Source organism: Butyricimonas hominis, from assembly GCF_014287455.1.
GTDB lineage: Bacteria > Bacteroidota > Bacteroidia > Bacteroidales > Marinifilaceae > Butyricimonas > Butyricimonas muris.
In genome coordinates this window covers 82,505-105,353 of record NZ_JACOOH010000005.1, presented here as the reverse complement: position 1 = coordinate 105,353, position 22,849 = coordinate 82,505, and the positions used below count along the sequence as shown (strand labels likewise).

The following is a 22,849-nucleotide window of genomic DNA, read 5'->3' as shown; positions in this document are numbered from 1 at the left end:
CATTAATTTTACTCAATCATTTTTTCAATCGGCACCACCAGTATCCCCTCCGCCCCCGCGGCACGCAAGGCTCCTATCGACTCCCAAAACCGATTCTCGTTCACCACCGAATGAAGCGAGTACCATCCTTTCATCCGCAACGGCATCACGGTCGGACTTTTCACCCCCGGCAACACCCTGCAAATCTCTTCCAACTTATCCTCCGGAGCGTTCAACAAAATATACTTGTTACATTTCGCCGCCAACACCGCTTTAATCCGAAACATCAACTGCTCTAACAACATCCGTTTCTCCTCGTCCAAATTCGGGTTCGCCACCAAAACAGCAGTAGACTTGAATAACGTGTAAACCTCCGTCAACCCGTTTTTGAAAAGCGTACTCCCCGAACTCACGATATCACAAATCGCATCCGCCAACCCAATCCCCGGCGCAATCTCCACCGAGCCAGTAATCACGTGAGCCTCTGCCTGTATGTTATTCTGCTGTAAAAAATCATTCAATGTATTCGGGTACGACGTCGCAATCTTCTTCCCCTGCAACCACTCCAATCCCGTGAACTCCTCCGACTTCGGAATCGCTATCGACACCCGACACCCGGAAAAGCCCAAATCCAACAACTTCAATACATTCGCCCGTTTCTCTATTATCGTGTTCTCCCCGATAATCGCCACGTCAACCACCCCATCCTCCACGTAATGAGGAATATCCGAATTTCTTAAATAAAGCACCTCCAACGGAAAATTAGAGGCCTGTGCCATCAACTGCTCTTTCCCGTTATTAATGGAAATGCCACACTCTTTCAACAATTCGAGGGAATCCTCGTTCAAACGTCCTGACTTCTGAATCGCGACTTTCAATTTTACCATCTTCATTTGATTTTATCGTCGCTCTGAATCCGGAAAGGCTATGTATGATATCGAAAAAAACAAAACGAGCCCGCCTGATTCAGGCGAGCTCATTTATACTTTCTTTATCTCTAATTACAGCACAACAGCATCATCTCACCTGAAAACAGTGATGGCAATGATGATGCATATGATGTAACGTACTATTCATATTTTTGTCTTTTTCGTGCTGCAAATATAATCAAAAAATTTATTTTACAAAATTAAGTGACAATTCAAATTCGGCTGTATTTTGTTCCCAGATTGTTTTAATATCTGTCAACTTCTCTATCCGCAACATAGCTAAAGCCATTTGTATCAAAAATGAATTATCATTAGTAGGATCTGCTAATATTTTATCCACCTCTTCTTGCAACTTACCTAAAGCAGGAAGAAGCGCTTTCATAAACGGCTCAACCATTTGCTTGTCTACACTAATTTTCAATTCATTACCATTTTTCGTATACTTCACCGGAATTCCTGTCGTCATCCATTGCATAACCGAAGGCAGAAGAGCATTTATATCAATATTATATTCGCCCAATTTTTCAAGAATGGTATTCAAACTCTCTGGATTATTAATATCTACGTCTTCATTATCTGCTCCCACTTGTTGAAGAATTGCATTAATATTAGGCACGATATACAACATTTCATTTCTTGCATACCAGAACGCCAAATTCTTCGGGGAAACTTTCCAATCCTCATGGGTAGCTTCAAGAACATTATTCTCATCGGCACCAGCCATAGCGAACTCTCCATCCCAATATTTTGCTGTGATATTCCCATCCTCATGGAATGTAACTTGGTTCAACATATTATATACAGCCAAAGAACCGAACAAACTAACCATATTTGCACCATACTCAAAATTAGGTTCCTCTTTATTAATTGCGGTCCAAGTCAAAAATAACGGAGAAGCAGTCACGAGTTCATCATTATTACTCATTGTACCTAACAGAGTCCAAGCACCAGTCAACCCCGCTTGAGCAGATTCAGACAATTTTGTGGTAGCTGTAGCAGATACTTTACCCTCCAAATTCACATTACCCTCCACTCGAACAGTCATAATTACAGGCTGTAAATCAGACCGAACCATCATGGCAGGTGGAGTAGTCAATCCTTGCTCCCCTAAAAAAGTAAAAGAATTATCAGCTTGCTTTTTTAAATTCACGTCAACAGGCACTTCCGCATAACCCGGAATCACGTTTTTCAAATTCAACACCGCTTCATTCTCGTTCTTTACCGTCATTTGCAAACTACCTCTAGTAGCTTTTTCTCCATTTATTTCAAACGCAACATCTTGAATATTGAGTTCTTCCTGTGGTAATTGTTTCCACGTATCATCATCGTCATCATCACTACACCCAAAAAACAACGCCATCCCTAAAATCAACAACCATAAAAACCGATTTTTCATACTTCATTAAATATTAATTAGACATCTTTTTATAATCAAACGTGCAATCAACAAACCTTCGTTTATTACGCCACGTAGCTATTTACCCAGCAAAAAACGTGCAGTTTTAATCAGAAGTTACAAGTGATTTGCAATTTTAACACTTTAAGATTCGCAGGTGTTTAATTATCACCTCTTTAAAAATTTAAAAATTCAACAAATTATAGCCATATAGTGCCATACTTCTTTTTGATTTTACTTGAAAAATATTTATTCATACGCTATTAATAAACGAAGGTTTATTGATATTACACAAATTTGATTATAAAAAGATGTCTAATTAATATTTAATGAAGTATGAAAAACAAATTTCTTTTATTACTATTTCTAGGAATAACATTCTTATGTTCCTGTAGCAATGATGACGACAAACCGCTAATTCCACCCGCAGATATAAATACAACCTTTGGTAACGGTGAATCCGTTTTAAAAATGACCTATAGTGGAGTTGAATTACAAGGGAAACAAGTGACCTTTAACACCCAAGACAATAAAACAGCCACGCTAACACTAAAAGATATCATTCCGGGCAAAACGGAAATGACAATCAGTAACATTCAACTCATCGAGGAAAACGAAATGTACACGTTCGAAGGTTCTACTTCTATAAGTAGAAGTATCGAATCACAAGGCAATATTTCCTATAGTGGGTCAGTAAAGAAAGGGGAATTAACCCTTAATCTAAATGTTTCCTTTACAGACCATGCCAATTTAGTCAAAACATACACTTTAACCGATTACGTGAAAGACAAACTCACGTACCAATGGAATGGCAAATCAAACACTATAGCCAGTTGCGTGGCGGGAGCCCTACACGTGGATTGGGTTGCCCAAGACGAAAATAACGAATATGGAGTTGCTTACGGGAAATCGTACCGCGCAATAGGAAGTATTATTTTACCCCAGATATTACAATCTGTAACATTCAATGCGGACGGTAATATTCTAGCAAGTTACTACACCGGAGCAAATGAAATAACATTCAAACCACTTTGGTTTGCAATAGTTCCTACCGCAGAACAAGTGAAGGCTCTTATACCATCTACCGATTGGACTAATTCTCCCCAGAATCTCGCATTTTGGTTCATGAAAGATGAGAAAGTCTATGTAAAACTTAATATTGCCAATATTATCACGCAAGCAATGGCTGATAACCAAACTTCAACATTATCAGAAAGTAGCTTTGACCTTTCCAGTATCATCAATACTATACTTCAAGCTGATGCCGCAACTATCAAAACCATCATAAAGCAGTTTGCTAATATCGACATAAGTTCTATTAGTGATGAATCCATCAACACTTTACTCAAGTGGGTTAATACCGGATTCCCTCTAAACATAAAACAAGAAGAAAATCACACCTGCCTCTATCTTGACAAAGAGGCTCTGGAACCTTTGCTAAAACCAAGCGACCCCAGTGATCCCACGTCAGCTGATATAATAAAAATATGGGATATACTAACAACAGCCGGAATTATGCCAAGTCAATATGCGCAAGCGAAACTATTAATTCAATACCTACCTCAATACTGGTCTATTACCGAAAGTATTGGAATTGGTTTAGATTTAAAATAATAGAATAAAATAAAACTCCCGGCACCTATCAGATACCGGGAGTTTTTTATAATATTATTTTATTCTCCAAGAACCTCTAAATTCTTCACCCACAACGTACTTCCCGGGGCCCCGCGATAAGCGTCCCCTTCGCTACTTGAAGTACAAACAATGGCTAATTTATATTTTTTATTCGGATCATACGCACCTTTACCAGTTTCTTCAAACTTCAGTTCCTTACTGGTAAAATTCGCCTCTCCCTCGCTTGTCAAAGAAGCTACCATAATAATCTTACTATCAGAATCTTTAATCGTATTACCATCTAAATAATCATCATCGTCATACGAATCCACCTCGAATAAATAAGCGGCAATCGAACATTTATCCACTATATCCGGAAATTCCGTGACTGTAACTTTTGTACTTAAACCACTTCCCGTAGAAGTCGTTTCATAGAATTTTTCACCTGCCGTGTATTTATACGTCACTTTCAACGTCGTCGGCTTCATCCGGTAAGGCACACCGAAATGCGTACTCTTTAACGTGTTCGTGGCGTTCAAAACAAAAGAACCGGTAAACAACGTTCCCGCTGTTGATTTAGGAATAACAACTCCAAACAAACTTGAACCTTCCGTGTCTTTCGTGTCAATCTTGGCAGCCCCTTCATCCTCGTCATATACCACGAAGAAAGAATCGATCTTTTTCATATTCATAAGGTATACTCCCGCTTGATTCGACGTCGCCATAAACAACGGTTCTTGGAAAGTATATTTCCCCGAAGTCACGTCCACCCATTGCGTCATGTCAAAACCGAAATAATACTCTCCAGTGAAAGCAACCGTTACTTTCATCCCTAGGGCATCAATATCCAGATTCATCGTCATCGTGGAACCATTGATAGCTCCCTTCACGTCCAACGTCACTTCTCCCACGATATCCAAATCGATCTTGCAACCTTCCGCGCTGAATCCGTACACGTCACCCCTCTTCATGAGCGTCACTCCGTCCAGCTTAATATCACCCAACTGCAGATCCTCCCCAAGCCCGAAATTATCAATATTCAAACAGAAAACATTCGGTTCTTCCGTCTCGGTCTTCGTGATATACACTTGTTGCTCTATCGTCACCGGTGCCGGCAAATTCCCGGCGGTAATCTTCATCTCGCCCTTATACCTAGCCCCGATAAATTGTTCCGGCTCAACGGACTCTCCCGCTATCTCCTTTATCGACACGATTGCCGTCAATACATCGTTATCCACGGTTCCATCCACGGACACCTCGTAACCGCTCACGTTATCGGCATGCTTACCACTTAATGTTGCAACGTACGAACTCCGGCTAGCCGTGTTAAATTGGGCATTAGGAATAATAAATTCTTCGACACCGGGTACAATATTCGTCAATTTCAAAGAAACCGTGTTGTCCGCCTCCTTTAGAACATGGATTTTTGCATTTGCATCCGCATCTTTCCCGTCCACCTTCACGCTCAACTTATCCGATGCATACTCCCCGATAACATCTTCAAGGACTGGCGGAATATCCGGCTTTTTCTTATCATCACTACATGACATCAAGAAACCCAGTACACTCACGAATGTGCATAAAAACAAAAATTTTCTTCTCATAACTGATCATTTGTTTGTTAATAACTTATGGAACAAATTCCTAGGTTTTCTTTTACAACAAAGACCAAGCCCGCGTTACAAATTATCGCCTCTATCTCCGCAACAGAACAAGAATTAACATGTCTATTCCCGCAAATATAAAAATTAACACTTTATTTCACTACCTTTGTTTCGGATTAACGGCTAAAAAATAAACATATGAAATCCCATTACCCGGCCCCGCGAAGCAGAAGCTTCGAAGTCAAAGAGGAGAATACTCTCATGCCTTTCTTGTTACAAGCTCTGCATGACCAAAGTAGAACTACCGTGAAATCACTACTCGCTCACAGACTTGTACAAGTGAACAACCGCCCGACCACACAATTTGACACACGTCTGAATCCGGGCGATACGGTCACCGTCGGCATGAACAAAACGGCAGCCCCTTTCCACCACCCGATGTTGACCATCCTGCATGAAGATGATGATTTAATCGTCGCTGAAAAAGCGAGCGGCCTGCTCTCCATGGGAACGGAACGGGACAAGACGAAAACAGCGTATCATATATTGAACGATTACGTGAAAAACAAAAATCCCCGGAACCACGTTTTCATCCTTCACCGTCTGGATAAAGAAACATCCGGAATCATGATGTTCGCGAAGAACGCTAAAGTACAGGAAAAGCTACAAAAAGACTGGAATAACATGATTCTGGAACGAAAATACGTGGCTATCATCGAGGGCTGCCCGCGACAAGAGCACGGGCAAATAAAATCATACATATCAGAAAACCGCGCCTTCGTCGTTCACTCCTCCAAAGACGGTAAACTGGCAATCACGAACTACACCGTATTAAAATCCGACAGGCAGTTCTCGCTCGTCGAATTGGATCTGGAAACCGGTCGCAAGAACCAAATCAGAGTACACATGCAGGAGATAGGACATCCGGTCACCGGGGATAAAAAATACGGTGCCATGAAGAATCCTTTGCGCCGCTTGGCATTGCACGCCTTCAAGCTCCATTTCATTCACCCCGTCACCGGAAAAGAAATGAATTTTGAAACTCCCGTACCCGCCAAGTTCACCGCCTTATTCAAATAAAAGAGCGACACGAGAATTAACAACCTTATTTCAAGGGACGACCTACCTTTTCGGACAAATCTAGAGTGACTTTTGGGCGGGTTGTAGGCGGCATCGCCTACTATTCGCCCACACATTGCCCACACTTCGCCCACGTTTTAACAGATTGTAAACAGACACGCTACCCGCATGCCATTCGCACACCCAAGCAACAAAAAAGCAACCAGAAACCTATTCCCGGCAAATCGGGTATAAACGGGGTTATTCCGCGTGTACTTATCCCTTGAAAACAAAACGGGGAATGCCCGTGAAAAGCATTCCCCACCAATATCAAAATATTATGATTAAAATAACGATTCTATTAACTGGTCATCAGCGTAGTTCGGCAACGTCACTTTCAGATTCGGATTTGCCTCCATCGCGCGCTTGATAGCGAACACGGCACCCTCGTTACGCGCCCAGCTACGGCGAGAGATTCCGTTATTCACGTCCCAGAACAACATGCTCTTCAGACGTCTGTCGCTATCGGCAGAACCATCCAACAACATCCCGAAACCGCCGTTAATCACTTCTCCCCAACCGACACCGCCACCATTGTGAATGGATACCCAAGTCGCACCGCGGAAAGAATCCCCGATCACGTTCTGGATTGCCATATCGGCAGTGAAACGAGAACCGTCGTATATATTGGACGTTTCGCGATAAGGAGAATCCGTACCGGACACGTCATGATGGTCACGTCCCAAAATCACGGGAGCGGAAATCTCACCGGCAGCAATAGCCTTGTTGAAAGCCTCGGCAATCTTGATACGTCCCTCTGCATCCGCGTACAGGATACGGGCTTGAGAGCCGACAACCAAATGATTTTCCATCGCCGCCTTGATCCAACGGATATTATCCGCCATCTGTTGTTGTATCTCTTTCGGGGAGTGAGTCATGATCTCTTCCAACACACGAGCCGCGATCTCGTCGGTCTTAGCCAAATCCTTCGGGTCGCCACTGGAACATACCCAACGGAACGGGCCGAACCCGTAATCGAAACACATCGGTCCCATGATATCCTGCACGTAAGACGGGTATTTGAAATCACCGTTCGGTTTCAAAATATCCGCACCCGCACGGGAAGACTCCAACAAGAACGCGTTCCCGTAATCAAAGAAATAAGTATTGAAACGAGCCACGCATTTATTGATAGCCGCCACGTGACGACGCAAAGATTCCTGTACCTTCTGTTTAAACAGTTCGGGTTCTTCCGCCATCATACGATTGGCATCCTCGAAACTAACGCCCGCGGGATAATACCCACCCGCCCAAGGATTGTGCAAAGAAGTCTGGTCGGAACCTAACTCGACAGGAATATCTCCTTCCGCAAAACGTTCCCAAACATCCACGATATTACCTTGGAAAGCGATAGAAACCACCTCTTTCTTCTCGCGAGCTACTTTCACGCGCTCCACCAATTTATCTAAATCATCAAATACCTCATCCACCCAACCTTGAGAATGGCGAGTATGTGTCGCTTTCGGGTTAATCTCGGCAGTGATACTGATGCAACCGGCTATATTTCCGGCTTTCGGCTGTGCCCCGGACATACCGCCCAACCCGGCAGTGATAAACAATTTCCCGGCAAGTCCCTCGCCATGTTTGGAAATCTTGCGACCTGCATTCAAAACCGTGATCGTCGTACCGTGCACGATACCCTGCGGTCCGATATACATGAATGAACCGGCAGTCATCTGCCCGTATTGAGAAACTCCCAGAGCGTTGAAACGTTCCCAATCATCCGGTTTGGAATAGTTCGGAATAACCATACCGTTGGTCACAACCACACGGGGAGCATCCTTGTGAGAGGGATACAGTCCCATCGGATGACCGGAATACAACACCAGCGTCTGCTCGTCCGTCATTTCCGACAGATACTTCATCGCCAGACGATACTGCGCCCAGTTTTGGAACACGGCACCATTCCCCCCGTAAGTAATCAACTCGTGAGGATGTTGCGCCACAGCATAATCCAAATTATTGCTCATCATCAACATAATCCCCGCGGCTTGCAAACTCTTGTGCGGATAATCATTGATATTACGAGCGAACATCTTGTAGTCGGGACGGAAACGGTACATGTAAATACGCCCGTATTTTTCCAACTCCTCGGCAAATTCCGGGGCTAACACGGCGTGATGTTTCGGGTCAAAATACCGCAAGGCATTACGAATCGCTAATTTTTTCTCTTCTTTCGTGAGAATATCTTTCCGCTTGGGAGCATGGTTGATCTCCGGCTCGTACGTTTTGGGAGCCGGTAACTCCGCCGGGATACCTTCCCGGATTGATTGTTGAAACTCTTGTAATGTCATTATAATTATATTTTACTATCTATTATTTCAATAACCACACGGCATACAAACTAGTACCGCTATCATCCGATTTTCAGCGTATAGCCTACTTATCAGTTCGCTAAATTAATACATTCCAATGGTTTTTTCCATTAATTGGGGCATTTTTTTGCTATACGCTTTCAAATCATTCACTCCAACATCTCGTAATAAAGAGATAAAACACTACTTTTGTAGGACAAAAAAGCACATATCATGAATGTAAGAATAGGAGATATCGTTCGGTTTATATCCGAAAAACTAGAAGGAAAAGTAACGGGCATCATAGATAATAACACGGTAAACGTGTTCTGTGACGAATATGGTTTCGAGATACCCGCCTCGACCAATGACCTTGTCGTGATACACACGGATTCTGCCCCGGTAAACAAAATCAACGAATCACCCGCGGTAAAACAAAAAAACGTGGTGATGCAATCAGCCGATACCGTCTACCTTGCATTCGTACCCGAGAACTTCAATGATCTCACGGGTAGCCGTTTCGACATTTATCTCGTGAACGATACCACGCAGACAAGCTTGTATTCCATTTCGTTCCATGACGGGGAAAAATACACCGGTATCACGGCAGGCAACAGCAACCCCGACACCACTTACCTGATCGGTAATTATTCATTGAAAGAACTGGACAACATCAAAGGAATTCATGTACAAGCCGTCTTTTATCAAAAGGGTGTTCACCAGTTGAGAAACGCCATAGACGCACAAATCAAGATCGTGCCCACCAACCTCTGCAAAACTGGGGCATACAAGCATACCCGCTGGTTCAACACGATCACCTTGCTCCGCCCGCTTGACAAAGAAAGCATTGTTAAAGAAGAAGGTCTGGAAGTTATCCCGGAGCAATTCTTGGAGAAAGCCGCTCCGAAACCGGAAGACAAACAACACGAACGTCCCCATAAACAAATGGTCGGCAACATACTTGAAGTAGACCTCCACATTAGCCAGTTACTGGAAACCACTGTCGGAATGGATAATAAAGATATGTTGGAATACCAAATGGACGTTTTTCACAAGACACTGGAAGAATATAAACTGCGGCGGGGTATGAAAATCGTGTTCATACACGGAAAAGGCGACGGCGTGTTAAGACAACGCATTCTCTGGGAACTGCAAACCAAATACAAACGGTTCAACCATCAGGATGCCTCTTTCAAACAATACGGTTACGGGGCTACAATGGTCACGATCAAGTAAATTGTATATTAAAGGAATATCAAAACAATCCCGTATTTCATCAGAAATCAATTGGGGATTAAAAAAAAGCTGTTCGAATATTATTTCAAACAGCTTTTCTATTTTATTAGAAAACGATTCTATTCAATGGTTAGAATATTCACGCATTCAATTCGCCCAAATAACGTTCCACGTCAATAGCAGCACGGCAACCGGTTCCGGCAGCAGCGATACCTTGACGATACGTCGGGTCCATCACGTCACCGGCAGCAAATACCCCGGGAACATTTGTCTTGCAAGACTTACCCTCGGTGATGATATACCCTTGTTCATCCAACTCGATGAATTTCTTGAATACATCCGTGTTCGGGGTATGACCGATAGCCAAGAAGAATCCGTCGATTTTGATTTCTTTGGTTGCCTCTTCCGGGGTACCTTTTTTGTACACAAGACGAGCTCCCTCTACACCCATATCAGAACCGAGTAACTCCAACGTGTTGTGCTCGAACAATACTTCGATGTTCTTCGTGTTAAACACACGTGCCTGCATAGCTTTTGAAGCTCTCAAGTAATTCTTACGAACGATCAAATATACCTTACGACACAATCCGGCCAAATAAGTAGCCTCCTCGCAAGCAGTGTCACCACCACCTACCACGGCAACATCTTTCCCACGATAGAAGAACCCGTCACAAGTAGCACAAGCGCTCACCCCGGCTCCCCGGAACGCTTCTTCCGACGGCAATCCCAAATATTTAGCGGTAGCACCCGTGGCGATAATCACGGCATCAGCCTCGATTACTTTCTCCCCGTCAACCGTCACTTTATGAGGATGCCCGGAAAAATCCACATCACTCACGATACCGAAACGGATATCCGTACCGAAACGCTCGGCTTGTTTTCTCATATCCTCCATCATCACCGGTCCGGTAACACCTTCCGGGTACCCCGGGAAGTTTTCTACTTCGGTCGTGGTCGTCAACTGTCCACCCATTTGTATTCCCGTGTAAAGCACCGGGTTCAAATTAGCTCTTGAAGCATATATCGCGGCAGTGTATCCGGCAGGTCCTGAACCTATAATCAAACACTTAACTCTTTCTATTGCATTTTCTGTAGACATAAATTATTCCTTTTATTAATTTACAATGTATCTATTCCACGTAACGATTCGCAAAGTTACCAAAAAAAAATTGTACCTCCAATCTTTTCCACCCCACTCTCTTTTTTCTCCCCGCAATTCTCTGAAAGCCTACACCATAAGCGATATTTACATTTTTTTTCGCATCAACGTGCATCATTACAAAAATTCTTACTATATTTGCATCCGAATTCGGGATGTAGCTCAGCCCGGTAGAGTCCACGTCTGGGGGGCGTGTTGTCGCAGGTTCAAATCCTGTCATCCCGACTACTGAGCATCAGGTAATTAGAGAGGTTTAAAAGACCTCTCTTTTTTATTGCGATTAAACATTCATTAAACTTTTCGGGTAACTTAATACGAACCAATACCAATCACCACACGATATCTTTTGGCATTTATTGGAATTATTACCCGGCTTTATTCAATTTTACAGGGTAGCTATAACTCTTTTTATTATACCCATGCCCACACATCAATCACACTTTATCACACCCACACATATTCTCTTTTACCATATAGAAGCAACAACCCCTGCCATGTACCCGTTTTTGTCTTCTAATAGCCTCGTATAGCTAATAAAAATTGTAGCTAGTGATTATTACTAGCTACAACATTTGTCTATTAGAAACACTTTCACCCTATTAATCTATACTTTATTAAAACATATTTACGGGAAGCTCATAACTAACCAAACAATTAAAACATAATGTCTTTTCCCTTTATAAAATTTACAATATTCTATACTGCCCCAACATCACTAATCTATTACACTACAGAGCAGCACCAACAGCTAAAGCACCAAGCAATAACGCACCACATCCTAAATTTAAAATCATACGTCCTGTTGTTTTTCTTCCACGCATTTCATCTTTTTGCTTACGTTCAAGACTACTCAATTCTTTCACAGTCACATCATCACCAACAATCGTATACTCGAAGAAATATTCTCCTCGTTTCGTAAAATTTAGCTCACACTCTTTCTTTACATTATCAGGAATATTTTTATAATATTCGAATTTTCCCCCTCTATTTCTCACCCCTCCATACCCTTTTTCAAATGTTTTTGTCCTTACATAAATCTTCTTGTAACAAAACATATGTCCTTGACATTTGTAATAATCAACTCCATTAAAAGTACAATATTTAGTAGTAGGTCGAGATAAAATATTCAATTCTTCATTCACTATTTCCTCCCCAATTTTTACAATATCAACCCTTGCGGTATCAACTTTAAGCAAAACATCAACATCACCTTTAAATTCCAATTTGCGTAAAGCTAATACATTATTATCTGATTTTATTTCTTTGAAATATTTCTTATTGTAATAATCATTTACAGCGTATGAGATATTTGTTTGCTCTATTATAGGCAAAATTCGCTCGATTTCCTTTTCTCGCCGAACCTGTTCTTGACGTTCTTGTTCTTTTATTCTTCTCTCCCGTTCTTGTTCTCGTTCTTGTTCTTTTATTCTTCTCTCCCGTTCTTGTGCCTTTAGTAATTCTTGTTCCTTTTTCTCCTTCTCTGTCAATTCTTTTCGAAATAAAAAGTCAAACATTATAGTCCCATCTATATTAGAAACAAATGAAATACTCATTCCGTTATCAACATCTAACGGAAAAGCAATAACAACAAAATATTTTTCAGTCTTATCTATCCAAAACCGTTTTACTCGTGAAATTTCAGAAATCATTTTGTCTACTTTATAGGTTGCTTGTGCATTACCACTTGATTTTAATGTAAAACTCACAAGTTCATTAGCCTTATAGGTGAGTGTTGCAGCTTTTACTATAAAGCTTTTAGTAACATTATATCCATTTTCGTCTTCCGAAACAAACACAAAATTATTAGGAAATACACTTTCATATTGCTCTATTCTTGTTTGCCCAAACATACCCACTGCTTGTAATAAAATAATTGTAATAACTAAAACTCTTTTCATAATTCATTTTTATTAGAGTTTAACAATATTATCCTAGTTTTTTAACCTTTCGATGCAATAACTCGTTTGTATTCTTTGGCTATCTCTAATTTTCTTTCAACAACCTTTTTAGGTGTCTGATATATAATTGCCATAATTATAGGAGATAAATACCAAATAAATAAAGAGATTATAGCAAAAGACCAAGGGTTTATTTTTCGATTATCAGCCATTGTAAAACACATACAAAATGGAATTAATACCATGAAAAAGAAACCCCAACTTAAAATTATTAATAAGGATATTTCCATAATACTACATTTAGGTTCCTCCGCCCCAATAGGAATTTTATTACAAAAAGAAAGCGTGAGGCTGTTAGGATTATCTGTTTTAGAGGCTCTGGTAAACCTGTGGTACAAGATAAAACGACACCCCACGCAAACCATGTATATAATGAATATATATACGGCAAGCATGAACGTTTGTATCGCCAATCCCCGTACCACGTGAAATTTACCAGATTTATAGAATAGACCCACAAAAAGAAAACAAGAACCAAACAAGTGAAAATAAACACACTGTTTTATAAGTATTTAAGTGCGTGTATTTCTTTTCAGTTGCTTTCATTGTTTTCGGTTAATTGGTTCTTATTCGGTACATTTTTGTTTCTTGTTTGTTCCTCAATTCGGATTATTATTCCTACATTTGCAACAGAAATAACAAATAAAGGAGTTGTTTATGCCACGAGTAAAGAAGCCGACGAAAGTCAAAGAACCAATCCGTCTTCGGATGAAGCCGTTGAGTGACGGAAGCAAGAGTTTGTATCTGGATATTTACCGCGATGGAAAGCGGACGTATGAATACCTCAAAATGTATATTATCCCGGAAACGGATAATAATGCCCGGAAACGGAATCAAGCAACGATGGATGCGGCCAATGCTATCAAATCGAAACGCATCATCGAATTGACTAATGGGGAAGCTGGTATCGAGAACAGGGAAAAGGTGTTCTTGCTCGATTGGATGAATACATATAAAGAGAATCAGGCAAAGCGAGGCAAAAAGGACGGAAACCAAATCGCAGTTACCATTCGCATCCTGAAAGACTATGCAGGAGAACGAATGACGATGGATCGAATTGACAAGGCATTCTGCCAGGACTACCTCGATTATCTAATGACGGAATATCGTCCCAAAGGAAAGCGTGTGTCGAACTTTACACTCCACACCTACTACCGTATTCTGAACGGAGCTTTGAACGCTGCCGTTCGTGCGGAGATTATCAAAGTCAATCCGTTTACCAAAATCAATAATTCGGATAAGATTCGCCTGCCGGAGAGCAAACGGTCATATATGACCATCGAAGAAGTCCGGGCATTGATTGCCACTCCGATGAATAATGAAGCTGTAAAGGCTGCTTATTTGTTCTCCTGCTTCTGCGGATTGCGTGTGAGCGATATTGTCGGATTGAAGTGGAAAGACGTATTCGTTGATAGAGGGCAATACCGCTTGGCTGTGTCCATGCAAAAGACCAAAGAACCGATTTACCTGCCTCTTTCCCCTGAAGCATTGAAGTGGATGCCGGAACGAGGAGATAAGGCGGCAGATGATCATGTTTTCGATTTACCCAGTCCGTCAATGATGAATATACTTATCAAGCCTTGGGCGAAAGCAGCGGGAATCGACAAGCGATTTACCTTTCACACTGCGCGCCACACTTTTGCCACGATGATGCTGACACTTGGTGCGGATCTCTATACCACTTCGAAGTTACTCGGTCATGCCGATGTGAAAATGACACAGGTGTACGCTAAAATCATCAACCAGAAAAAGGACGATGCTGTTAATCTGGTAAACGGATTGTTTGATTAGCTCAATGTAAATCGTGGCATTGGGGAAAGATATGAATGAGATGTTTTCACATCTTGCATATGACCGTAGGCAACCAAATTCTGGTTTACTTTAATCCGGGTATGTATAGGAAAAAAACAAAGTAAAGTGATTATAATGACAATTAAACTATATTAGGCTCGCACTTATAATATAATTTGCCATGATCATTATTCAGGGTGCTCAATAGGGTCGATACTGCACCAAAGAAATTTGCTTTGTATAAATATGTAACGTAGGAATTAAAAGTGATTATAGATTTTTTTGATATAAATGCCATAAGCATCATAGCAGATAAAAAACAGATTCAACAACAAAAAACTACATGAATGTTTGGTAGATTTAATCGTTTATCGTAATTTTGCGATGAATTAAAAATGAGAAGTGATTATGGCATATAGTAAAGCACAGCATTTTGAAGACCGGGACGTGATGGCTGCCCGATATGCCAAAGCGTTAAGTCACCCGGCAAGAATAGCAATTCTCCGGTTGCTCAATAAACAAAGTTCCTGTTATTGCGGCGACTTGGTCAATGACTTGCCTATTGCACAGGCAACAGTATCGCAGCATTTGAAAGAGTTGAAAGATGCGGGGCTGATTGACGGAGAGATAACACCGCCTAAGGTACGTTATTGCATCAATCGTGAGAACTTTGAACAAGCTCGATTGTATTTCAAAGATTTATTTATGTAATTTTTCTATTTATAACCAGTAATCGCATATCAACGATTAGATTTTTTATGCTGCACATCATCGTATATTTACAATATATAATAAACTAAAAATGGGAAATATGAGTAACAAAAAAACAGTCTGGTCAACAGTGGCGGGTATTCTGTCCTCGGTGTTGGCATTTTTAGGAATCGTAAGTTGTTGTGGCATGCCCATTCTTGCGGGTATTTTTGCAGCATTCGGAATTGGAGCTTCGCAACTTTCGTTCTTCGCCGAGTATCGGGGATGGTTTATCGGATTTGCCATAGTATCACTCTTGTTCGGTTTTTACCAAAGTTATTTCCGGTCGTGCGCCTGCTGCGGAAGTGATTCGGAGGAAGCCAAACGAAAGAAAGCGCGTTCCATAGCTATTCAGCGGGCATTCCTGTGGATTGGAGCAATGATAGTAGCCGCACTGCTTTTTGTCGGCAGAAGAGGGGAAACAACTTCTTCGGGGTGCTGTTCTACACAATCACAAACGGAAATAACTCCTTCAGGTTGCTGCGGAAATATAGAAAACAGTGATAACGCAGAAGAACCGTCTTCTTGTTGCGGCTCGCCCCAGCCGGCAACGTGCTGTCCATCGGAAACAGAGCGTAATCCATCTAATAGTTGTTGCGGAAATTAACTTTTGAAAATGACAAATAATTCAATCTGATTTAGTTTTTAATTCATAAAATCATTCATACATGAACTCTTTAATTGTAACATTAGAATACTTTGTATTCATCACGTTTGAGCTAATCGCGCTGTTCATGCTGATCAGCGCGGCAGTGGAAATCATCCTGATGTACATCCCACAAAAAAAAATCAAGAAATGGCTTTCTGGACGCGGCATTTTAGGTAATGTGATGGCAGCCGGATTCGGTGCGCTGACACCGTTCTGCGCTTGTTCCACTATACCAATGACTGTAGGGTTTCTCAATGCCGGTGTACCTTTCGGCAGCACGATGTCGTTCCTGATTGCCTCACCGTTGCTTAATCCTATCATCATCGGTATGCTCGGAGCGATGGTCGGTGTAAAGGCAATGATAACCTATTTTATCCTTGCGTTTATAGCCTCGGTATTGTTTGGTTTTGTGCTTGAAAAAGCAGGGATGCAGAAATATGTCAAGAATGTCCGGTTGAAAGGCGGAACCGATGAACCGGGTGAAAATAAACGGGCATGGCCGCTGAAAAGAAAATTGAAAGAAGCATTCTCCGGTGCTTGGGGAAGTCTGCGTCCTATCATGGGTTACTTGCTGATTGGTGTCGCACTCGGTGCAGGCATTTATGGATATATGCCGCAGGATTTCGTATTGAAAATCGCCGGGCCGGACAATATCTTTGCCATCCCTGTTGCAGCAGTACTGGGTATTCCGCTTTACATACGTGCAGAAACGGCTATTCCTATTGGCGTGGCATTGATGTCTAAGGGAATGGGTATCGGTACAGTCATTGCTCTGATTATCGGAGGTGCTGGTATGGCTATTCCCGAAATGACGATGCTTGCAAGTATTTTCCGCAAGAAATTGGTTGCCGCTATCATTACTGCAATCTTTTTGACTGCTGTAATATCGGGATATCTATTCAATATTTTGCTATAGTTTGGCTTGCCAGCAAATAGCCATAATACGGATTGTGAAGCCTAAACTTGGTTTTGGAACAATAATTTTAGGCTTTTTGAAAAAAATGTGCCGGAAATATTTTGTGCATTTGAGGGATGTTTGTAATTTTGCGAACAACAAACAACAGTGAAGATGGAAAATAAAGAATATACAACAAGACAGGAACAACTTGCACGTTTTGCCAAAGCGATGGGGCATCCGGCAAGAGTGGCTATCCTTGAGTTTTTAGCGGGGCAGAGTTGCTGTTTTTTCGGCGACATCCACGAAGTGTTGCCTATCTCGAAAGCGACAGTTTCTCAACATCTGAAAGAGTTGAAAGATGCAGGACTGATACAGGGAGAGATAGAAACACCGAAAGTAAAGTATTGTATCAATCGGGAGAATTGGGAAGTAGCGTCTATGCTTTTTTCCGATTTTTTCGGGCAATGTATGTATAAAAAAGGAAATTGTTGCGAATAGCAGCAATTTTTTTGGAATCAATGTTCGTAGTTTGACGAAATACAAATATCTATAATACAATGAAAAAGGCATTTTATTTATCAATTGGATTGGTAATGGCAACAATTACGGGAATGGCTCAAAATCACTGGCCGGAACATTCCGTACAAGATTTGAGAGGTCGTACTCATTCGCTCTCGGACTATGCTTCTGAAAAAGGAGTTACGCTATTCGTTTTTTGGAAAACCTGTTGCCCCAATAATATCACAATGATAGATGAATTGAATGAAGTCTGGCAGGAATATGATAATTCGGAAAAACCGATAAAAATAGTATTGGTTTCTGTTGATGACCAACGTACTGCATCACGAGTCAAGCCGATAGTCGGCAGTAATGGCTGGGTATGGGATGTTGTTATGGATAAAAATGGAGATTTAGCCAGAATATATCATATCACAATGCCGCCACAATGGGTAGCTGTTAATTCTTTTGGAAAAATCATATACCGAAGCAAGGTAACGAACGGAACATTGGATTCCGCCATATATTTTGACGAATTGATAACTGAAATGAATAAAACCAATTAAAACAAGAAAAATGAAAAAAGTAATGTTAATGATGGCCATGTGCCTCGGAATGTTTGCCTGTGGTAACAGCAATGCAAAAAGTAACAAGGCAACAGAAGAACAATCACAAAAAGACCGTGTGGAAGTTCTCTATTTTCACGGCAAACAGCGTTGCGCTACCTGTATGGCGATAGAAAAGAATGCCAAAGAAGCGGTAGAGGCACAATTTGCCGATGAACTGAAAAACGGAACGGTCGTTTTCAAGTCAATCGACATTTCCAAAGCCGAGAACGAGAAGATTGCCGAAAAGTATGAGGTTACTTGGTCGTCTCTTTTCGTCTGCAAATGGAAAGATGGGAAAGAGACGCATGAAAATCTGACGGAGTACGCCTTCGCCAATGCTCGAACTGCCCCCGATACGTTCAAGAGCGGAGTGATTGAAAAAGTCAAAACGTCATTAAAATAGAACTTATGGAATGGTTACAGACATTGTTGGATAGCAGCACAACTCCTGCTTTGACTGCATTCCTATTGGGGTTGCTCACGGCAATATCTCCATGCCCTTTGGCTACGAACATAGCCGCTATCGGATTCATCAGTAAAGACATTGAAAATCGCCGCCGGATTTTCCGAAACGGACTCTTGTACACGCTCGGTCGTGTCATTGCCTATACGGTATTGGGTGTCGTGTTGATTTTGGTATTGAGAGAAGGGTCAAGCCTGTTCGGTATCCAGAAGTTTATCGGGAAATACGGAGAACTCATTCTTGGGCCGGCTTTGCTGTGCATCGGCTTGTTCATGTTGTTCGGCAGCAAACTCAAACTGCCCTCTTTCGGTTTCAAAGGTAACGGTGAGGAACTGGCTCGTAAGGGCGGCTGGGGCGCCTTATTGCTCGGAATATTGTTCGCGATGGCATTCTGTCCGACCAGCGGCGTGTTCTATTTCGGTATGCTGATTCCAATGTCCGCAACGGCAACCGCAGGCTATCTGTTGCCTGTGCTTTTCGCTGTCGCTACCGCATTGCCTGTCTTGATAGTTGCTTGGATATTAGCATTCAGCGTACAGCACATCGGTAGCTTTTACGGTAAGATGCAGACGATTCAAAAGTGGCTGAATTGGATTGTCGGAGGCGTGTTTACGGCCATCGGTGTATATTATTGTGTGGTTATGTATTTATAAAAGGTAAGAATATGGAAAACAAGAAAGAAAACAAAAAGGGATTTTGGGCATCGTTATTCTCTCCGAAGCCTTGCTCTTGTTCATGTGGCGACAACCTGATTATAGAGGAAGTCGAGAAACCGACAGCCTCTTGTTGTTGCGGAGACAATGCAGCTACGACAAAAACGGGCATAAAAGAAGTAAAAATACTGGGGCCGGGCTGCGCCAAATGTAAGACAACCTATCAGGTTATCGAGAAAGTAATCAACGAGAACAATCTCGATGTGAAGCTCACGAAAATCGAGGATATTACAGAAATCATGAGCTATAATGTCATGGGAACCCCCGCAGTCGTAGTGGATGGAACCGTGAAAATAAAAGGACACGTTCCTTCAGAGAGTGAGATAAAACAAATATTTGGCATATAAGATGTGGCTATGGATACAAGGAAAGAATTAAAAATCCTCTTTTGGATGATCGCAGTTTTCGCGGCGGTCTTCTTCCTTCCGCTCGGAAGCGAACGGTTTATGACAGCCGTTGATGCTACCCTTGACCTTGCAAAATGGTATGCACAGGAACACGTCGTGTTGTGTCTGCTTCCAGCGTTCTTTATTGCAGGTGTCATTGCCGTATTTGTCAGTCAGGGTTCCGTGCTTAAATACTTCGGTGCGAACGCCAAGAAATGGATCTCCTATACGGTTGCAGCCGTTTCTGGTGGTATTCTTGCTGTATGTTCATGTACCATTCTGCCGCTCTTTACGAGTATCTACAAACGGGGAGCGGGATTGGGTCCGGCTATCGCCTTTCTCTATTCCGGTCCGGCAATCAGTATCCTGTCGATTATCTTGACGGCACGGATTCTGGGTTTTGAAATGGGCGTTGCACGAATAATCGGTGCTGTACTTTTTTCCGTCATTATAGGATTGGCGATGTCTTTCATTTTCCGCAAGGAAGAGAAAGCCAAGAAAGAGGAACAGATGAATATCGTTCCGCCGGCCGAAAAACGCCCGATGTGGCAGACTTCGTTCCATTTCTTTACACTGGTTCTCATTCTCGTATTTGCGAATTGGGGCGCACCGGCGGCTTCCGATACAGGACTGTGGTACGGTATCTTCACTTACAAATGGTACATTGTCGGGGCATTGTCGCTCCTGCTGTGCTGGTCGCTTGTCAGGATCTTGAAACTTCGTGTTCTGTGGGTGGTGCTTGGTGCAGTCGTGACAGCCATCTCTGCGCTCCTTGCTAATCTGTTTATCGGCAATGCGAAACTGGTTCCGCTTGTGCCGATGATTGTAGCGATTACCGCTCTTTCCGTCATTCTCTTGTTTGATAAGTGCGATGAAGAAAATCGGGAATGGGCGTTCGCTTCGTGGGGATTTGCCAAACAGATAATGCCGTTGCTGGCTATCGGTGTGGTAACGGCGGGCTTCCTGCTCGGTTCGACGCATGACAATACGGCTATCGCCGGTATCATCCCGAACAGTTGGATAGAATGGGCCGTCGGAGGCAATTCCTTGTTGTCCAACTTCTTCGCCAGCTTTACCGGAGCATTCATGTATTTCGCCACTTTGACCGAAGTGCCTATTATTCAAGGTCTGTTGGCTTCGGGTATGGGCAAAGGGCCGGCTTTGGCTTTGCTACTGGCAGGTCCGTCGTTGTCGTTGCCGAATATGCTGGTAATCCGTGGCGTATTGGGAACAAAGAAGACGGTTGTGTATGTGGCGCTCGTTATCGTCATGGCAACAGTTTCAGGATTTGTATTTGGCAATTTCTTTTGATTTGCAATGAGAAAGATAGTTCTATTCATCATAAGTCTATTTATTGGAATCGAGGTTTGTTCCGCTCAAAAGGCGGAACAAACCTTTCCGATTACAGGAAAGCCTATCTTGACGGTATTTACCAATTATAAAGCCGAATTGGGAAATGTCAATAATGTATCCGGATTTAATCTTGACCGTGCTTTTGTCGGGTATGAAGGATTTTTTGCCAAAGGTTTTTCCGCCAAAGTTGTAATGAACGTAGAAACCCAGAGCGATGATAACGGGAATACCAAATTCAACGGATATTTGAAAAACGCACAGGTGGATTGGAGAGGATATGGTTTTTTCGTGTCAGCCGGCTTGGTAAACTTAAAACAATTTTCCAAACAGGAAAATTTCTGGGGACACCGATATGTTTTTAAGTCTTTTCAGGAAGAGTATGGAATTGCATTTTGTGAGGATATAGGTGTAGTAGCCGGATATGAATTTTCTCCGGTTATATCTGCTGATATTGCATTGACGAATGGCGAAGGTCGTAAGTTTAAGAATATGGACAATCATTACAAATATGGCGCAGGTGTAACTGTAAAGCCGATAGATGGTCTTATATTCAGATTGTACGGAGATATATACAATATACCTAAGTTTTTAACTGACGAGGATATTATTCAGAAAGATCAATATTCTCTCGCAACTTTCGTAGGTTACCAGAATCAATATTTTTCCATTGGAGCGGAGTATAACCGAGTCTTTAATTATAAATTCGATTCTAAACAGGATGCGAATGGATACTCTGCTTACACTACAATCAATATAACGCCAAAGATGCACATTTATGGTCGCTTTGACTATTTTGATACCGCCGGGAATATGAAATATGATAACGAGGGACACGCCATTATTTGTGGATTTGAATATTCTCCCATTAGGCAGATAAGAATATCACCGAACTATCAAAGCTGGAAATCCTCAAAGGGTAAACGAGAGAATTTTCTGCTTTTAAGCGTCGAGTGTAAAATTTGAAAATTATATTATTTGAACGTCATGAAAGTATTGATTCTTTGTACAGGAAATAGTTGCCGCAGCCAAATGGCACACGGTTTCTTACAATCATTTGATGGAAATATCAAAGTATATTCGGGAGGAACAGCTCCGGCAACACAAGTAAATGCCAAAGCTGTGGAAGTAATGAAGGAGGTCGGAATAGATATCAGTTCGCATGTGCCAACACATGTAAACACATACCTCCATCAGGAATGGGATTATGTGATAACCGTTTGCGGCGGAGCGCATGAATCATGTCCGATGTTTACGGGAAATGTACGCCATCGTCTGCATATCGGCTTTGATGATCCGGCAACAGCCACAGGTACGGATGAACAAATAACCGACAAATTTCGTCGTGTAAGAGATGAAATCCGAGAGAAATTCGCAGAGTTTTACATTACAGAGATTCAGAAAAAGGAACTTCCGAAATGTACCTGCGGAGGAAATTGTTAATATTAGACATCC

General features: G+C 42.0%; 23 protein-coding genes and 1 tRNA gene. 17 read left to right on the top strand and 7 right to left on the bottom strand.

The features are described 5' to 3' along the window. Nucleotides 1-8: 8 nt before the first annotated feature. Nucleotides 9-866 (bottom strand): ATP phosphoribosyltransferase, encoded by an 858-nt coding sequence (hisG, locus tag H8S64_RS11935; RefSeq protein ID WP_186976253.1) that lies wholly within the window; start codon nucleotides 864-866, stop codon nucleotides 9-11. Nucleotides 867-1,095: 229 nt separating this feature from the next. After that, a complete protein-coding gene (locus H8S64_RS11930; RefSeq protein ID WP_255469517.1) occupies nucleotides 1,096-2,304 on the bottom strand; it encodes a DUF4925 domain-containing protein in 1,209 nt (402 codons plus the stop codon). Nucleotides 2,305-2,640: 336 nt separating this feature from the next. Between H8S64_RS11930 and H8S64_RS11925 the strand changes: the two genes are divergently transcribed. Continuing rightward, a complete protein-coding gene (locus tag H8S64_RS11925; protein WP_186976252.1) occupies nucleotides 2,641-3,918 on the top strand; it encodes a DUF4925 domain-containing protein in 1,278 nt (425 codons plus the stop codon). 59 nt (nucleotides 3,919-3,977) lie between these two features. On the opposite strand, the gene H8S64_RS11920 is transcribed toward H8S64_RS11925, so the two are convergent. Further along, nucleotides 3,978-5,522, bottom strand: coding sequence for a PCMD domain-containing protein (locus H8S64_RS11920; RefSeq protein ID WP_186976251.1), 1,545 nt, complete (start codon nucleotides 5,520-5,522; stop codon nucleotides 3,978-3,980). A 198-nt stretch (nucleotides 5,523-5,720) separates the two neighbouring features. On the opposite strand from H8S64_RS11920, the gene H8S64_RS11915 reads away from it, so the two are divergent. Next, nucleotides 5,721-6,602 carry an RluA family pseudouridine synthase gene (locus H8S64_RS11915; RefSeq protein WP_186976250.1) on the top strand — a complete coding sequence of 294 codons (882 nt, stop codon included), beginning with the start codon at nucleotides 5,721-5,723 and terminating at the stop codon, nucleotides 6,600-6,602. 323 nt (nucleotides 6,603-6,925) lie between these two features. Here H8S64_RS11915 and hutU read toward each other — a convergent pair whose 3' ends face one another. Continuing rightward, nucleotides 6,926-8,935, bottom strand: a complete 2,010-nt coding sequence (hutU, locus tag H8S64_RS11910) for a urocanate hydratase (RefSeq protein WP_186976249.1) — start codon at nucleotides 8,933-8,935, stop codon at nucleotides 6,926-6,928. Between the two features lie 234 nt (nucleotides 8,936-9,169). Here hutU and H8S64_RS11905 point away from each other — a divergent pair, with 234 nt between their 5' ends. After that, on the top strand, nucleotides 9,170-10,171 hold the full coding sequence (locus H8S64_RS11905) for a DUF2027 domain-containing protein (RefSeq protein ID WP_186976248.1): 1,002 nt from the start codon (nucleotides 9,170-9,172) through the stop codon (nucleotides 10,169-10,171). Nucleotides 10,172-10,310: 139 nt separating this feature from the next. On the opposite strand, the gene trxB is transcribed toward H8S64_RS11905, so the two are convergent. Beyond that, nucleotides 10,311-11,270, bottom strand: a complete 960-nt coding sequence (gene trxB, locus H8S64_RS11900) for a thioredoxin-disulfide reductase (RefSeq protein ID WP_099293780.1) — start codon at nucleotides 11,268-11,270, stop codon at nucleotides 10,311-10,313. A gap of 211 nt (nucleotides 11,271-11,481) precedes the next feature. On the opposite strand from trxB, the gene H8S64_RS11895 reads away from it, so the two are divergent. Next, nucleotides 11,482-11,555: transfer RNA gene (locus H8S64_RS11895), tRNA-Pro, on the top strand. Nucleotides 11,556-12,058: 503 nt separating this feature from the next. On the opposite strand, the gene H8S64_RS11890 is transcribed toward H8S64_RS11895, so the two are convergent. Then, nucleotides 12,059-13,228, bottom strand: coding sequence for a hypothetical protein (locus tag H8S64_RS11890; RefSeq protein WP_186976247.1), 1,170 nt, complete (start codon nucleotides 13,226-13,228; stop codon nucleotides 12,059-12,061). A 41-nt stretch (nucleotides 13,229-13,269) separates the two neighbouring features. Then, nucleotides 13,270-13,518 (bottom strand): hypothetical protein, encoded by a 249-nt coding sequence (locus H8S64_RS11885; RefSeq protein ID WP_186976246.1) that lies wholly within the window; start codon nucleotides 13,516-13,518, stop codon nucleotides 13,270-13,272. 55 nt (nucleotides 13,519-13,573) lie between these two features. Between H8S64_RS11885 and H8S64_RS11880 the strand changes: the two genes are divergently transcribed. From H8S64_RS11880 to H8S64_RS11820, 13 genes are all read left to right on the top strand, one after another. Further along, entirely contained in the window at nucleotides 13,574-13,717 is a 144-nt protein-coding gene (locus tag H8S64_RS11880; RefSeq protein WP_186976245.1) for a hypothetical protein, read from the top strand. A gap of 228 nt (nucleotides 13,718-13,945) precedes the next feature. After that, entirely contained in the window at nucleotides 13,946-15,079 is a 1,134-nt protein-coding gene (locus H8S64_RS11875; protein WP_186976244.1) for a site-specific integrase, read from the top strand. A gap of 408 nt (nucleotides 15,080-15,487) precedes the next feature. Further along, entirely contained in the window at nucleotides 15,488-15,790 is a 303-nt protein-coding gene (locus tag H8S64_RS11870) for an ArsR/SmtB family transcription factor (RefSeq protein WP_099290210.1), read from the top strand. 100 nt (nucleotides 15,791-15,890) lie between these two features. Beyond that, nucleotides 15,891-16,436: a MerC domain-containing protein gene (locus tag H8S64_RS11865; RefSeq protein WP_186976243.1), complete on the top strand. Its 546-nt coding sequence runs from the start codon at nucleotides 15,891-15,893 to the stop codon at nucleotides 16,434-16,436. A gap of 61 nt (nucleotides 16,437-16,497) precedes the next feature. Continuing rightward, nucleotides 16,498-17,394, top strand: a complete 897-nt coding sequence (locus H8S64_RS11860) for a permease (RefSeq protein ID WP_186976242.1) — start codon at nucleotides 16,498-16,500, stop codon at nucleotides 17,392-17,394. A gap of 153 nt (nucleotides 17,395-17,547) precedes the next feature. Beyond that, a complete protein-coding gene (locus H8S64_RS11855) occupies nucleotides 17,548-17,874 on the top strand; it encodes an ArsR/SmtB family transcription factor (RefSeq protein ID WP_186976241.1) in 327 nt (108 codons plus the stop codon). 59 nt (nucleotides 17,875-17,933) lie between these two features. Then, the gene (locus H8S64_RS11850; protein WP_186976240.1) at nucleotides 17,934-18,440 is read left to right on the top strand and encodes a TlpA family protein disulfide reductase; all 507 of its coding nucleotides are present in this window, start codon (nucleotides 17,934-17,936) and stop codon (nucleotides 18,438-18,440) included. 10 nt (nucleotides 18,441-18,450) lie between these two features. Next, nucleotides 18,451-18,885 carry a nitrophenyl compound nitroreductase subunit ArsF family protein gene (locus tag H8S64_RS11845; protein ID WP_186976239.1) on the top strand — a complete coding sequence of 145 codons (435 nt, stop codon included), beginning with the start codon at nucleotides 18,451-18,453 and terminating at the stop codon, nucleotides 18,883-18,885. A 5-nt stretch (nucleotides 18,886-18,890) separates the two neighbouring features. Continuing rightward, nucleotides 18,891-19,598: an aromatic aminobenezylarsenical efflux permease ArsG family transporter gene (locus H8S64_RS11840; RefSeq protein ID WP_117865875.1), complete on the top strand. Its 708-nt coding sequence runs from the start codon at nucleotides 18,891-18,893 to the stop codon at nucleotides 19,596-19,598. 170 nt (nucleotides 19,599-19,768) lie between these two features. Then, nucleotides 19,769-20,005, top strand: a complete 237-nt coding sequence (locus tag H8S64_RS22570) for a thioredoxin family protein (protein WP_243634967.1) — start codon at nucleotides 19,769-19,771, stop codon at nucleotides 20,003-20,005. A gap of 9 nt (nucleotides 20,006-20,014) precedes the next feature. Continuing rightward, entirely contained in the window at nucleotides 20,015-21,355 is a 1,341-nt protein-coding gene (locus H8S64_RS11830; protein ID WP_186976237.1) for a permease, read from the top strand. Nucleotides 21,356-21,361: 6 nt separating this feature from the next. After that, nucleotides 21,362-22,360 (top strand): hypothetical protein, encoded by a 999-nt coding sequence (locus H8S64_RS11825; protein WP_186976236.1) that lies wholly within the window; start codon nucleotides 21,362-21,364, stop codon nucleotides 22,358-22,360. A 21-nt stretch (nucleotides 22,361-22,381) separates the two neighbouring features. Further along, the gene (locus H8S64_RS11820) at nucleotides 22,382-22,837 is read left to right on the top strand and encodes an arsenate reductase ArsC (RefSeq protein WP_186976235.1); all 456 of its coding nucleotides are present in this window, start codon (nucleotides 22,382-22,384) and stop codon (nucleotides 22,835-22,837) included. Nucleotides 22,838-22,849 lie beyond the last annotated feature (12 nt).